Genomic DNA, 14,411 nt, shown 5'->3' with positions numbered 1-14,411 from the left:
AGTACATTCTTGCAATAGAAAAAATAAGATTGAGTCCCCCCAACCTTAAATTTTTTCACCATCTTCTTTTTCTTTAGCAATTTGCTCTTTGATTTTCTTTTCTTCTTCTTCTTTGCGGCGTTTTTCTTCTTCGATACGGCGACGCACAGCTTCACGTTTTCCTTCTGGATCTGGGTGAATTGTAACGTTTCCTGATTCGATTTCTTCTAAAGCGCGAAGAGTTGATTTTTCAGATTTGAAACCTTGAGTAGCTGGCGCACCTGCTTCCAATTCGTGGGCACGTTTTGCTTCCAAGATTACGAGTGAATATTTTGATGGAACCTTGTCGAGCAAGGTATCAATAGAGGGTTTTAACATCATTTGCTTGTACCTATTTTCTAAATTTTATCGGGTAGTTGGAGATTTCGGTAACATCTCCTGATAGTGACCAATGACACGATCCACACGGAAGTGCTCTGCTTCGATCACACGTTTGACACGATCAGCAGCTAGGGGCACCTGATCGTTGACAATCGCATAATCATACTCACGCATAAGGGCAATTTCTTCCTTGGCTTTTTCGATTCGTTGGGCAATCACTTCTGCGCTGTCTGTTCCACGTCCTACCAAACGATCTTGCAATTCATCCAAATCTGGTGGTGTCAGGAAGATAAAGACAGCATCTGGAACCTTTTTCTTGACCTGAAGAGCACCCTGAACTTCAATTTCAAGGAAAACATCGATTCCCTTGTCCAAGGTTTCATTGACATAGGTCAGAGGAGTTCCATAGTAGTTGCCGACATATTCTGCGTATTCCAACATCTGTCCTTGACGAATCAGCTCTTCAAACTCTTCACGAGTACGGAAGAAATAGTCCACTCCGTCCACTTCACCAGGACGTTGTGCGCGTGTCGTCATCGATACAGAATATTGAAATTGATTTTCAGAACTCTCAAAAATCTCTCTTCTAACCGTTCCTTTTCCAACCCCTGAAGGACCAGAAAAAACGATTAGTAAGCCTCGGTCTACCATTGTGTCTCCTTTTAGTCAGTCTGTGAAATAACATTTCTCTAGAATAATGGCAAAAAGCCAGATTATCCTTTACAGTCTTTCTATCTAGTGTAACAAAAAAGCAGTAATTTTTCAACTGCTCTTTCTTATTTATTTAGCATAATCTGTTAGTCTACAATCTTCCATCTACTAAAAAGTCTTGAAATTTTATTCTATTTAAGAGATAATAAAACTACTAATACAAAAAGGAGAAGTTTATGGGAAATTATAAAGGAAAAAATGTTGATGAAGCTATTGAAAATGGTTTGTACGAACTCAATCTCAAAAAAAGTGAAGTCAAAATTAATATCATTGATCATGGAAATGCCGGAATTTTTGGTTTTTTTGAAAAAGAAGCTGAGGTTGAAATCACACCATTAAGCCCAATGGAACTGAAAATAAAAAAATTAATTCCATATTTAATTGGTGCAGGTGTAATATTTATGATTCTTCTGTTAGTTCTAATTGTAGTAATCTCAGATAAATCAACTACTGTTTCTACCCCTTCATCTACAGAAACTAGTAGTGTTATTGAAAAATCTGTCGAGAAAACTAGTGAATCATCCTCTACATCATCAAGTTCGACGCCTGCTTCCTCTAGTTCAACTAACACCACATCAAGCTCGACCGAAACCTCGTCAACAAGTCCATCACAAGCAACTATTATCACAGTAGAAAACAATGAAGACTTTAAATCTCTGCTCCAAACTGAAGATCAAAGTGTCATAACAGATTTTATTCAAAAACACAAAGGTCAGATAATTGAATTTGATGGGAACATAGCAAATCTTGCTAAGTCAAAATCAAAATATGATATTCTTATTCATTCTGGAAATTATCATCCTGATGAGGTATCAGGCCCTAATTTCAAAATCCCTCAAATCACTATCATCTCAAATCCTATATTCAATTCATTTAATGGGGACAATATTAAAACCGGACAAAATATACATATTAAAGCAGAAATCGGTAACTATAACTCTACTCAAGATTTAATCTACTTATCACCAATTGAGATTTCGCCCCGATAATATAACAAATAGTTGCAAATAATTTATTCAAAAAACTGAAGTCAGATTTTCTTCTGACTTCAGTTTTTTATTATTTAGCATAATCTACTGCACGAAGTTCACGAATCACGGTTACCTTGATATTTCCTGGGTAATCGAGATTGTTTTCAATTTTCTCACGAACTTTGTGAGCCAAGATTGTGACTTTGTCGTCCTTAATTTGTCCTGGATTTACCATGATGCGAATTTCACGTCCTGCTTGAAGGGCAAAGCTATTTTGTACCCCTTCAAAGCCGTTAGCAATTTCTTCCAAATCATGGAGACGCTTGATGTAGCTTTCAAGAGACTCACTACGAGCTCCTGGACGGGCTGCACTCAAGGCATCTGCCGCAGCGACGATCACTGCAATGACGCTCTCAGCTTCAACATCCCCGTGGTGACTAGCAATCGTATTGACCACAACTGGGTGTTCCTTATACTTACGAGCCAATTCCATACCGATTTCAACGTGGCTACCCTCAACCTCGCGGTCAATAGCTTTCCCGATATCGTGAAGGAATCCAGCACGACGAGCAAGAGCCGCATTTTCACCAAGTTCGCTCGCCATGATACCAGCTAACTTAGCAACCTCAATCGAATGACGTAAGACATTTTGTCCATATGAAGTACGGAACTGCAAGCGACCCATGATTTTCATCAAGTCTGGATGAAGGTTTGGCGCACCAATCTCATAGGCTGCTGCCTCACCATATTCACGGATCTTATTGTCAATCTCTTGACGGTTTTTCTCAACCAACTCTTCGATACGAGCTGGATGGATACGACCATCCTTAAGCAACATTTCCATAGTCATACGAGCAATCTCACGACGAATCGGATCAAATCCTGACAAGGTTACCACTTCTGGTGTATCGTCGATAATGACATCAACCCCTGTCAAACTTTCAAAGGTACGAATGTTACGACCTTCACGACCAATAATGCGTCCCTTCATAGTATCGTCTGGCAGATGAACTGTTGAGTTTGTTGACTCCGCTACATATTCACCAGCGATACGTTGCATAGCTTGAACCAAGATGTCCTTGGCCATTTTGTCAGAACGTTCCTTGACCTCTTGTTCAGCCTCGCGAATACGGCTGGCAATCTCCTTGGTCAAGTTTTCCTCTGTCTGAGCCAAGATAATATCTCGTGCTTCTGCCTGAGACAGAGCACCAATACGCTCTAGCTCTGCTTCTTTTTGTCTTTCGACTTCCTCTAATTGCTCTTCACGCGCATCAAGGTTTTTCGCTCTATCAGAAATACTTTGTTCTTTTTGTTCAAGTGTTTGTTCTTTACTCGTCAAATTGTCGTCCTTACGGTCAAGGCTAGTAGCTCTCTCTGTCAAACGACTTTCGATTTGTTTGAGTTCTTGACGTTCTGATTTGAATTCAGCGTCCACTTCTTCACGGTATTTTCTGGCTTCTTCTTTGGCCTCCAATAGTGCTTCTTTTTTAAGAGACTTGCTTTCACGTTTAGCTTCATTAACCAGTAAATCCGCTTCACGTTCAGCTTGTCCACGTAAATTAGTTGCTTCTTGTTCAGCATTTAAAAGCATCAACTCTGCAGCTTCCTGAGATGATTTCATCTTAGCTGAGATGCTGACATATCCAATGACTAAACCAATGATGACGGCAAAAACAGCAATCGCAAGCGACATGATTTCCATGTTTTTACCTCATTTTATTGTTATTCCGAATGACATACATTCTTTTACATTCTACCATAAAAAAGTGATTTTCACAAACTTAAATTGAAGAGTTTCTATTGAAATTTAGACAAAGAGCCATCTACTTCAAAGCTCTATTGTATTAATTTATCTAGTGGAATATTATTAATTGTAATTTTTCCTTTTGATTCTAAAGGTAGATATTTTTTTATAAAGTTCTGATATTCTGGATTTTCTAATTTCTCTATGTTATTAATTCGATAATCATCTTTTATATTCTCGTCTAAAACATCATAGTATATTTCAACTAGACATTCATCTATTTCATAACCAGAATAAGTATAGTTACGATAAAATACCTCCTTGGTTTCTTCTGATAAAAATAAGTTTCTTAGCCCTATTTCCCATACACACGATAAAAGTTGAGAAAGATAGTCCTTTTTCTTATTATATGATTTTTTATCTATGTTCGAAAAATCATCTGAAATTTCTATAAGATCTTCAATATTAAAATCTTCAATCATTGCTAACATTTCAAAATGAAAATATCCGTCAGACTCAAATAATTTGTTATACTTCTCTATCCCATTAAAATGCTTATAAGATTCAAAAAATAATACTAGAATACTATCAGCTTCTTCCCGACCATTTATCCACTTAATAATGTAGTCTGCTTTCTCATTATTATCAGTTATATTTGAAAGTTTTTCTAACGACTTCTGGAACTCTCTCAAACTTAGTTTTTTTAGTTTTGAATCTTTATTTTTATCTTCTACAACTCTTTCACCTATATCTACATAGTGAATTTTAAAAATCAAAGATAGAATTTTCCCAAGGTCATCATCTCTCAATTTACTCTTTTTCAAAATGTTATCTATGACTTCTTCTGTAGATACCATTCGATTATGATTTAGCTTAAATTTATTATAAATAATCTTCTTTGCTGACCCAATTTCCTCAATGTTTAAAATTACAATAATTTTAAATTTTTTATTCTCAGAAAGATAGTCAATATAACCCAATAAATCATTGTAATCTGAAGGGTTATCTGATTTTGCTGCATCTGAAGGCTCATCCAATTCTGCTACATATGAAACCCGTTCAAAATCATCAAAAATAACGATAGAATCTCGCTTCATCAAATCCGTTCCAACTATTTTAAAGAACCATTTAAAAACTCCTCCAATAAGTGGAATAAAGTCCAAATTTCCGAGTATGGATTGTTTTTCTATCTCATTAATCAATATTTTCTCGGCTTGATCTCTTGTTTTGATCCCAAAACAGGAAATATAATAGATTTCTTTCTTTTTATAAATTTGATTTTCAAAAAACGTCTTTATAAAAAATGTTTTCCCACTCCCCCAAGAACCATCCAGCCAGAACACATTATGAATAGAGTCTGGGATATTTAAAAACTCAACCAGACGTGTTTGATAAGGATGGTCATCCAAGTCATATTCCGGAAATAGCTCTGGGTCCAGTTTCTTATAATTAACTTTTTTAAAAATTATGTCTAAAAACCAGAATAGTATTGTTGGTATAGTCAGTACTAACAATGTTATTACACGATTCACATACAAAATTGAAATAATATCTTTTAAAAAATTATAATTAGATACAAATTTATAGATAGGTAAAGCAAAGCGTTTAAATTGGTCAATCTCAAGTGCAAGATACAGTACCCATATACTGGATATAAATATTTTGTACCATTCAACAATTCTAACATTACTACTCCATGATGGTCTTTTCAATAGATATTTCAATAGTTTGAAATTCAGAAGAAAATTAAGAATCCTCGTCATTATATTTTTCATATATCCCCCTTTTAATCTATATTATCATGATTATACCACAAAATAACAAGCATAAAGCGGATTCAAGGGACAAGAATTGTAATCGCTATACTAAATTTCTTTTCTGACTTTTTGTCTTAGTAAATCTGTCATTTTCCAAAAAATTTTATCTTAAACTTACTCACAAAAATTTAAAAAATAAAAAGCCTACCTTTCAGTAGACTTAGTTTGTTTCTATTCTAATCGGCACTCTTCCAAAATTCTGTTCTGCTATACTTGGTTGTCCCAGTCGGTAAATCTGGTCTGCTTTTTGGGTCATAGCATCCCAAGGTTCTTTGCCAATTCGGCTGACTAGATTGACCTGCCCTTTCAGAGATTTGAGATGTTGTCTGCCTTTTTCGGTAAAACCAAGAACATGAATCCCTTCTGGCCAGTCACTTTCTCTAGCCTGCATCAAAATATAGGTCAAGAGGCGTCTGACACGCGCCTTGGTGTAACGTTTGGTAGTCACTAACTCGACCAATTCTTCCACAGACTGGGCTGTTTTAATAGCTTCATTAATGCGCACAGCCATTTCTTGATTGACCTGATAGATGGTAGTTAGGTCGGGATTTGACAAGATTTGATAGCGGAGAAAAGGAAAATAGTCGTCCCAACTCACCTTATTAGCATTTTCAAAGATGTCAACCGAAGGCATAAAGCGTTCTAAGAAATCTTTGTCCCTCTGGTGCTGACGGAGGGCTGTCGCCGAGGCAAAGTCCACATCCTTATCCACAGAATGGTAACCAGCGCCCTGACGTTGAATCGGATGCAGCTTGATGTTTCGTCCAGCAACCGCCTTGACATAAGCCAGAGCAAGAACATGATTGGGCGTATTACCTGAAAAATCAAGACCTGCAAATTCCTTCCACATGGCTTGGGTTTTCTGTGGGTAGGAAAGAGAATCAGGCAGATTTTCCACAAATTTCTCCATCTCAGCACCCTGCTCTGTGTATAAGTCAGTAATTTTCTGGTAATCCAGAACTTCTTCTGTCCCAAAAACTAGGCTATCAATACCCAACCTATCCAAGATATCCACAGCTCCTTGGCCGAAAAAATCTGCTGCCTGAACACTGACTAAAAAGGGCAATTCTACTACCAAATCTGCGCCATTTTCCAGAGCCATCTGGGCTCGTGTCCACTTATCCACGATAGCAGGTTCTCCACGCTGCATGAAATTTCCTGACATAGCCACAATTTTCAGCCCCTCTGCCTGATCCAGCAGGTATTTGTGCCCATTATGAAAAGGATTGAACTCGGCTATAATGCCTGTGATGGTCATAGTGATCTCCTACTTCTGCGCAACAAAAAACCAACGGGTGCTGGTTTCTGTCGGTTCCTTGTCCTCAAAGTCCGCATAGAGTTTGAAGGACTTGAAACCAGCCTGCTCCAGCAAAATATCATAGGTCAAGACCTCATAGGTCCGCTCCTCATGCACTTCATCGTGGCGACTAAAGGAACCGTCAGCCTCCTTGATAAAAAAGGTCAACTCATGCACGATGGAGTGAGGCGCCGCATCCTCATAAGTATCCCAGAGCATTGCAAAATCTTCTGCATTTTCATGATAAGAATAGCCTGGAAAAACTTCATCTGTCTGGTAGGTCGAATGCACATCAAAGATAAAGACCCCGTCCTCATTGAGGGCATTATAAACTTCCTTAAAGACGTCTCCGACTTCCACCTCATCCTGCATGTAGCAGATAGAGTCCGAATAACAGGTGACAAAATCATATTTACCTGCTTTGGACAAATCCAGCATATTACCTTCAATAAAGTCAATCTTTTGTTTGGCTGAAGCAGCTCTCTTCTCAGCAATCTTCAACATATCCCCACTCAAGTCAAGTCCAGTCACATCAAAACCAACTTGAGAAAAGCGCACAGACTGGATGCCTGTACCACAAGCCAATTCTAAGAGTTTCTTTCTCCCCTTGGCCTTAGTCAAATGACGCAGCGAAAAATCTGTCCATTTATCGTATAAACTATCATCCATGACCGCATCATAGACCGCCGCAAAGGTTTCATAAGTTGCCATAATCATGATACCAAGAGCCCCCATGGCAAACACCACTCGCTCTTTACCTTTCCATCAATTTTCTAAAATAAGCAAAGAAACCCAGTTGACTACAACTGAGTTCATCTTCTAAGCAAGAGCTTCTGAAATATCTACTGAATTCGCCTCATGCCATAGCTTCTCTAGGTTATAATGGGCACGCATTTCTTCTGAGAAGATATGCACAACGACAGCACCGAGGTCTAGCAAAACCCAGCCTCCAGCCGCATCGCCTTCGACATGACTGCCTTTAAAGCCTGCATCAGCTACTTTTTCACGGATATTGTCAGCGATAGCGTCCAACTGACGGCTATTCATTGAACTAGTGATAACAAAGTAGTCAGTCACGCTGGTCAAATCTTGTACGTCAAGTGCGAGGATATCCTCCGCACGTTTCTCATCAGCCGCTTTCACGACTAATTCTAGTAATTCTTTTTCGTTCATTTAGTCCTCTTTCAAATAGTGCACAAAGGCGTTATAGGTTTCAAGGGTTTGGGGATAGATAGGGAATCTCTGATGAGCTAGATGCTCCACGGTTCGAGCTGTTTCATAGGCCACTGCCTTATTAAGCGATAGACTTGCAATCTCACGTGCCACATCTACTCCAGGAAAGGCCCGATTGTGCTCGATATAGTCTGCGACGTAGATGACCTTATCTAGGTCTGTCATTTGACCAGCTCCAACTGTATGAATTTCAATGGCTCGCAGGATTTCTGTATCATGCAAATCCAAATCTTCTTGAATCTTGTAGATACCAACCAGCCCATGCCAGACATTATTGCCCCAGTTTTTGAGGTCAGGGTCTAGATGGTAACGGTCAATCAAGTCTAGAAATTCCTGATCTGACAGCTTTTTAGCGTAGTCATGAAGAAGGCCTGCTAATCCTGCTTTCTCGACATCTACTCCAAAGCGCTGAGCCAGTTCTATGGCTGCACGCTCCACACCCAAGCAATGGGTTAAGCGTTTTTCAGGCAGAAGCTCTGCCATTTTTTCCAACAAAGCCTCACGAGAGCAGTTGATATAGTCTTGATAGGCCATCAGTAGAGACCCTCCTTCTCGATGTAGTCTAGCACGGGCTGAGGCAGGAGAAAGTTGGGTTTCCGACCTTGGGCAAGGAAGTCACGCACCATACTAGACGAGATATCCATGAGAGGCACATCCACCCAGATAACGGGATAGGAAGTCCCTGCCTTGTAGCGTGGGCGCTGAACCCCCACAAACTGAACCATGTCAACCAGCTCATCAATTCGGTACCACTTAGGCAGATAGTCCACCATATCGGCACCGATGATAAAGTAATAATCCGTATCTGGATGTTGCTCTGTTAAGATTTTCATGGTGTCGTAGGTATAGGAAATACCCTTGCGCTCTAACTCGATTGTTTCAATGGATAGACCTTCAATTCCCTCAATCGCCAACTCAAGCATCTTGAGACGGTGATGTTCAGGGATGGTTTCCTTTTTATCTACGTGAGGGGGTTGATATTCCGGCATGAGCAAGACTTGATCCAGTCCTAACTGCTGGCGTACTTGGTCCGCAACGATCAGATGGGCATTGTGAACAGGGTTAAAATTTCCCCCTAAAATCCCGACTTGTTTGCGTTTTTTCTCCTTGATTTCTGGCTCCAACTCTACCTTGGTAAAGGGAGTCAATAATTCGATTGCCATAGGCTAGTCTCCTTTATTTCTCTGTAAAAACAGTTATTTGGAGTTTCGGTCTTAGATTTCTTTGACTTTCTTAGAAATCTTACGATTTTCTTTCTTGCTAGATTGTTTAAACAAAATTAAGATGCGTCCGATTTTTTGGACTGTATCCACACCGATTTCTTCTTCCAAGATTTCAGCTACTTCGTGGAGATTTTCATCTGTGTTTTGCAAAAGAGTCACCTTGATCAATTCACGAGCGTCAAGAGCTTGACGGACGCTGGTTTTGATTTGGTCGTTAAGGCCATTTTTACCGATTTGGATGATGGGTTTGAGGGGGTGTGCCTGACTGTTGAGGAAGGCACGTTGTTTTGATGTTAATGACATAATTTCTTCCTTGTTTTTTTGATAGTTATTTTAGGTGGTGAGGGACGGTCGGAACTAATTTTTCAAAGATCTCATCTTTGAAAAATGGATTTCCTGACCTCACAATTGAGCCTAGGTCTCAATTATGCCCCTTACCAATCTAACGATTGGCAATCACACCACGGCAATAACTATCTTTTTATGAGCTCACTTTGTTCGCTCAGTGATTTCATTTTAAATAATTGCTTTTCGTGTGACGACGGCGACGCCTTCTGGTGCCCAGACGGCGACTTTAGCTGTGCCTGTTACGCGGATCCAGCCTAGGCCTGAAATCACTAGGTCGGTCTTGTCCTTGATGGTAAATACATGCTGAACTAGTTTTGGAAAATCTTCTTTTTCCTTGCTATTTGGTGGTGTGAGGAGGGTTCCGAGGTGCTTGTCGTAGAAAGCACTAGCACCTTCTAGCTTGGTTCGGTGGAGTTTGAGTTCATTGTCAAAGAAAGCTGTAAATCCTTGCTTTTCACCTGCAATGAAGTCAAAGCGTCCGAGACCGCCTAGAAACAGAGTCTGTTCAGGATTGAGCTGATAGGTTTTAGGTTTGATTTCCTTTTTAGGGCTGACATACTTGAGGTTTTTGGCCGTCAAGTAGTGGGCCATCTGGTGACGGTGGATGATTCCCGGCGTATCGTAAATATAAGATCCGTCATCAAGCGGAATCTCAATCTTGTCCAAGGTTGTCCCTGGGAAACGCGAAGTCGTAATGACATTCTGGTCACCCGTGATTTCTTGGATAATGGCATTGATAAGGGTTGATTTTCCAACGTTGGTTACACCGACCACATAGACATCACGGCCCTTACGGTAGTGTTCAATCTTGTCAATGACTTCCTTAATGGCATGTTTGTTTTGAGCTGAAGTTAGGACGACATCCACAGGACGAAGCCCTTCTTCGTGGGCACGTTCCATGAGCCACTGGCTAATCTTGCTCGGCTTAACTGACTTAGGAAGGATATCTTTTTTATTTCCGACCAAGAGGACATCATTGCCCGATACAAAGCGTGGTAAACCTGGGATGACAGAGCCATTAAAGTCAAAGATATCAATGACATTGACCACTAAGGCATCACTGTCTCCCACCTCGTGCAAGAGCTTGAGGAAATCATCATCCGTCAACTGAACATCTGTGATTTCATTGTAGTGGCGGAGACGGAAACAACGTTGACAATAGACTTCGCCAGTCTCCAAACCTTTTTCAAGTGCCGACTGGGGGGTAAATCCAAGACCAGCCTTGTCTGTTGTCTGAATGGTTGCTCCACAACCAATACAGAGAATTTCTTCCATAGTTAAATTCCTTTTTTATATGTGATTGGTCCGTACTTTTCAGTGATTTTTCGCATGACATGACGCTCGCGAGCTCGGTTAATCTGCGTTTTGATCGAGTCGTGTTGGACCAAGGGTTTGACTAAAATCGAGCGAATGCCAGCACGGTGGGCTGCTCGTATATCTGTCATGAGCTGGTCGCCAACCATGACCACTTCACTTTTCTCATAGTGAAATTCCTTCATGGCACGGTCTATTCCAAATGTGAAAGGCTTCAGAGCCCAATAAACGTAGTCAATTCCAAACTTCTCAACTGCGCGTTGGACGCGTTTTTTAGTGTTATTTGAGACTACGATAATGCGAATACCCGCGTCCCGAAGGTCATGTAGCCATTGTTTCATCTCTGGCGTACCATCAGGATTGTTCCAAGCAATGAGAGTATTGTCCAAATCGACCAAAACAGCCTTGATTCCCTGCGCCTGCAGGCTTGGGACTGTCAGATCATAGACTGCTTCCACAGCAAAATCTGGCATGTAATTTTCAATCGCCATTCTGGCTCCTTTTCTTAACTTTTTTTCGCAATTTTCCTCAATAATAATGACAAAACAATCCATAAACCTGCACTGGCTAAACTGATGTAGAGCCAAGCATGGGGCTCATCTGTTAAAGGTAGGGGAACATTCATTCCGAAAAAGCCTGTCACAACTGCTAAAACTGCTAGCAAGACTGAAATGATAGTCAAGGTTGTCAAATTATCATTCAGGTTGTTGTTTAGGATGTTATTGTAAGATGCGGATAGTTGTTGGAGGACTTGAGAAATCAAATCCGTCATGGATACCAGCTGATGAGCCTCAATCATGGCATCATCAAACTGCTCTCTCTCAATCTCGTTAAAACTGCGATAGAGGGCATGCCCTTGGATATGTTCCAGCAACATGCGATTTTGCTTGGCAGCTGCAGTGAGGTAAACCATACCAGTCTCCAAGTCGGACAACGCAAAAAGATTTTTCTTAGTTGTTCGCTGACGCAAGAGACCATTGACCTCGTCCTTACTCTTGTCCATCTGCTCGATGACAGGATAATAGGCATTGCTGATGATTTCCAGACTGGCAAAGAGAAACTTGTAAATCGAAAGCGTGTCATGACTCTCCAGATAACGGGTCATTTGTTCAATGACATAGGCGTTCTTGGTATTACTAATGGTAATCAGGCGACGATGTTCCACGATAAAGGTCATGGGAAAGGCTTCATAGTATGCCTTATCCTTTTTCAAGTTCAAGACATTGTAGATAAAGGTCACAGTCCCATTTTCACGGTGATAATCCATGTGGGCACGCTCATTTCTATCCAGCGCATATTCGATGGTTTCCTTGTCCAAACCGTAGATTTCAGAAAGATCCTCTAGTTTTTTCAGCTTGTCTAAATCTAGGTTAATCCAGGCGCAACCATTACCCAACTGTTTTTCTAAAAACATCTTCTCTCCTTTACCAAACTCTTTCTATTGTACCATAAATCTGCTAAAATTTCAGGCCTGGTCTGTCCGAGAGAAATTGCTGACAACGGTGATATTCCGATTGGGAACGAAGTGCAGAACTCCGTCTTCTCCTCTGAGTTGCGTTGTTCGAATACCAACGCTGACAACCTTGCCCGATACAGTAATAGGACCATTTGTCAGAACGACCTCATCTCCCACATCCAGTTGACGTTCAAAGAGGATGAAAAAGCCATTGATAACATCAGACAGAAAACCTTGGGCTCCCATACCAATAGCCACTCCAGCAATCCCAGCACCTGCCAGCAAACTAGAAACTGGCAAACCTAAAATCGACAAAATGCAGTAAAGTAAAAAGAAATATAGGGTATAATTAAACACATTTTCTAATAAACGTGAAATGGTTTTCTGACGCCCGACATCATGGTGAGACATTTTTAGAGAAGGTTTAACAATTTTCTGCACCATGGTATGAAGCAGTTTTTTAGCTATATAAAAGATCAAAAATAAGAATAAAAGAGAAAGTACCTTGGTCAAGATATTCTCGATAATCGCTGTAATATCAAGCTTATTGAGATAGGTTTGAATAAATTCTTGCATAGAAAACTCCTTTCATTTATTATACCATACTTTCATAAAGTGTCAGTCTCCATAAATTTTCAAAAATAATAACAAAAATAGACAGAAAATTCTTGATTTTACCTAATATTTATACTATAATCATAAACATTACACAACAAAGGAGATTGTTATGAAAAAATTCATTCATGCTTGGAATAAGGAAAGCCTGATCAAACGTATTTTGATTGGCATGCTTGTCGGAGGAATCCTTGGACTGACATTTCCTACTGTTTCAGGAATTGGTCTACTCGGAGATCTCTTTGTTGGTGGTCTCAAAGCCATCGCACCTATTCTAGTCTTTGCCCTCGTTGCCAATGCCCTTTCCCAACATCATAAGGGACAAGATAGCAATATGAAAACGGTTATCTTCCTTTATTTAGTGGGAACCTTTGCAGCAGCACTTGTTGCTGTCCTAGCAAGCTTCATTGTCCCTGTTGAGATTACCTTGAATAGTGCCAATACAGAAATCGCACCACCAGATGGAATTGGCCAGGTCCTCAGTAACCTCTTGCTCAAACTGGTTGACAATCCAGTCAATGCCCTCGTTACTGCTAACTACATCGGTATCCTATCTTGGGCAGTTGTTTTCGGGATTGCTATGAGAGAGGCAAGTAAAAACAGTAAAGAATTGCTGAAAACCATGGCTGATGTGACTTCTAAGATTGTCGAATGGATCATTAACCTAGCTCCATTTGGAATCCTTGGCCTTGTCTTTAAAACCATTTCTGATAAGGGAATCGGAAGTCTAGCTAACTATGGAATCTTGCTTGCCCTCTTGGTGACAACCATGTTCTTTGTGGCCCTAGTAGTCAATCCATTGATTGCCTTTCTCTTTATGAAGAGAAATCCTTATCCCCTCGTTTGGAAATGTTTGCGTGTCAGCGGTGTAACAGCCTTCTTCACTCGTAGTTCTGCGGCTAACATCCCTGTCAACATGAAACTCTGTCATGACCTTGGACTCAACACAGATACCTATTCTGTTTCTATCCCACTTGGTTCTACTATCAACATGGCAGGAGCAGCCATTACTATTAACGTTTTGACCCTTGCTGCAGTTAACACACTTGGAATTCCTGTTGACTTTGCTACAGCCTTTGTCCTCAGTGTGGTAGCAGCTATCTCTGCCTGTGGTGCTTCTGGTATTGCCGGAGGATCCCTCCTTCTTATCCCAGTTGCTTGTAGCCTTTTTGGTATTTCTAACGATATTGCCATGCAAGTTGTCGGAGTTGGATTTGTGATTGGGGTCATCCAAGACTCATGTGAAACAGCCCTCAACTCTTCTACAGATGTCCTCTTTACCGCCGTTGCTGAATACGCAGCAGCCCGTAAAAAATAACTCA

16 protein-coding genes are annotated in these 14,411 nt (G+C 40.4%); 2 read left to right on the top strand and 14 right to left on the bottom strand.

The features are described from left to right. Positions 1-45: 45 nt before the first annotated feature. On the bottom strand, positions 46-360 hold the full coding sequence (rpoZ, locus tag MK482_RS08090) for a DNA-directed RNA polymerase subunit omega (protein WP_000979235.1): 315 nt from the start codon (positions 358-360) through the stop codon (positions 46-48). A 24-nt stretch (positions 361-384) separates the two neighbouring features. Then, the gene (gmk, locus tag MK482_RS08085) at positions 385-1,011 is read right to left on the bottom strand and encodes a guanylate kinase (protein ID WP_070528891.1); all 627 of its coding nucleotides are present in this window, start codon (positions 1,009-1,011) and stop codon (positions 385-387) included. Between the two features lie 236 nt (positions 1,012-1,247). On the opposite strand from gmk, the gene MK482_RS08080 reads away from it, so the two are divergent. Then, entirely contained in the window at positions 1,248-2,060 is an 813-nt protein-coding gene (locus MK482_RS08080) for a DUF4839 domain-containing protein (protein WP_261146989.1), read from the top strand. Between the two features lie 70 nt (positions 2,061-2,130). Here the strand turns inward: MK482_RS08080 and MK482_RS08075 are convergent, their stop codons facing one another. The 12 genes from MK482_RS08075 to MK482_RS08020 form a co-directional block, all read right to left on the bottom strand. Continuing rightward, positions 2,131-3,744, bottom strand: a complete 1,614-nt coding sequence (locus MK482_RS08075; RefSeq protein ID WP_000404934.1) for a ribonuclease Y — start codon at positions 3,742-3,744, stop codon at positions 2,131-2,133. Between the two features lie 134 nt (positions 3,745-3,878). Next, entirely contained in the window at positions 3,879-5,498 is a 1,620-nt protein-coding gene (locus MK482_RS08070) for a P-loop NTPase fold protein (RefSeq protein WP_268718450.1), read from the bottom strand. A gap of 265 nt (positions 5,499-5,763) precedes the next feature. Next, entirely contained in the window at positions 5,764-6,861 is a 1,098-nt protein-coding gene (locus MK482_RS08065; protein ID WP_268718449.1) for a nucleotidyltransferase, read from the bottom strand. Between the two features lie 9 nt (positions 6,862-6,870). Next, on the bottom strand, positions 6,871-7,611 hold the full coding sequence (locus MK482_RS08060) for a class I SAM-dependent methyltransferase (RefSeq protein ID WP_326845885.1): 741 nt from the start codon (positions 7,609-7,611) through the stop codon (positions 6,871-6,873). A 108-nt stretch (positions 7,612-7,719) separates the two neighbouring features. After that, positions 7,720-8,073 (bottom strand): ribosome silencing factor, encoded by a 354-nt coding sequence (gene rsfS, locus MK482_RS08055; protein WP_261031872.1) that lies wholly within the window; start codon positions 8,071-8,073, stop codon positions 7,720-7,722. Next, positions 8,074-8,667, bottom strand: coding sequence for a bis(5'-nucleosyl)-tetraphosphatase (symmetrical) YqeK (gene yqeK / locus MK482_RS08050; protein ID WP_261124844.1), 594 nt, complete (start codon positions 8,665-8,667; stop codon positions 8,074-8,076). Then, on the bottom strand, positions 8,667-9,296 hold the full coding sequence (locus MK482_RS08045; RefSeq protein WP_268718448.1) for a nicotinate-nucleotide adenylyltransferase: 630 nt from the start codon (positions 9,294-9,296) through the stop codon (positions 8,667-8,669). Before MK482_RS08045 ends, yqeK begins: the two co-directional genes overlap by 1 nt. A gap of 51 nt (positions 9,297-9,347) precedes the next feature. Next, positions 9,348-9,659: a ribosome assembly RNA-binding protein YhbY gene (yhbY, locus tag MK482_RS08040; protein WP_268718447.1), complete on the bottom strand. Its 312-nt coding sequence runs from the start codon at positions 9,657-9,659 to the stop codon at positions 9,348-9,350. A gap of 213 nt (positions 9,660-9,872) precedes the next feature. After that, complete coding sequence (gene yqeH / locus MK482_RS08035) at positions 9,873-10,979, bottom strand: ribosome biogenesis GTPase YqeH (protein WP_268718446.1); 1,107 nt, start codon at positions 10,977-10,979, stop codon at positions 9,873-9,875. Between the two features lie 2 nt (positions 10,980-10,981). Beyond that, a complete protein-coding gene (locus MK482_RS08030; protein ID WP_173277509.1) occupies positions 10,982-11,509 on the bottom strand; it encodes a YqeG family HAD IIIA-type phosphatase in 528 nt (175 codons plus the stop codon). 14 nt (positions 11,510-11,523) lie between these two features. Further along, the gene (locus MK482_RS08025) at positions 11,524-12,432 is read right to left on the bottom strand and encodes a magnesium transporter CorA family protein (RefSeq protein WP_120769845.1); all 909 of its coding nucleotides are present in this window, start codon (positions 12,430-12,432) and stop codon (positions 11,524-11,526) included. A 51-nt stretch (positions 12,433-12,483) separates the two neighbouring features. Continuing rightward, entirely contained in the window at positions 12,484-13,050 is a 567-nt protein-coding gene (locus tag MK482_RS08020) for a mechanosensitive ion channel family protein (protein ID WP_061759536.1), read from the bottom strand. A gap of 151 nt (positions 13,051-13,201) precedes the next feature. On the opposite strand from MK482_RS08020, the gene sstT reads away from it, so the two are divergent. Then, positions 13,202-14,407: a serine/threonine transporter SstT gene (gene sstT, locus MK482_RS08015; RefSeq protein WP_061759537.1), complete on the top strand. Its 1,206-nt coding sequence runs from the start codon at positions 13,202-13,204 to the stop codon at positions 14,405-14,407. Positions 14,408-14,411: the final 4 nt, after the last annotated feature.

This window comes from Streptococcus mitis (assembly GCF_026782865.1).
Lineage (GTDB): Bacteria > Bacillota > Bacilli > Lactobacillales > Streptococcaceae > Streptococcus > Streptococcus mitis_CG.
This window is presented reverse-complemented; position numbering and strand designations above follow the sequence as displayed.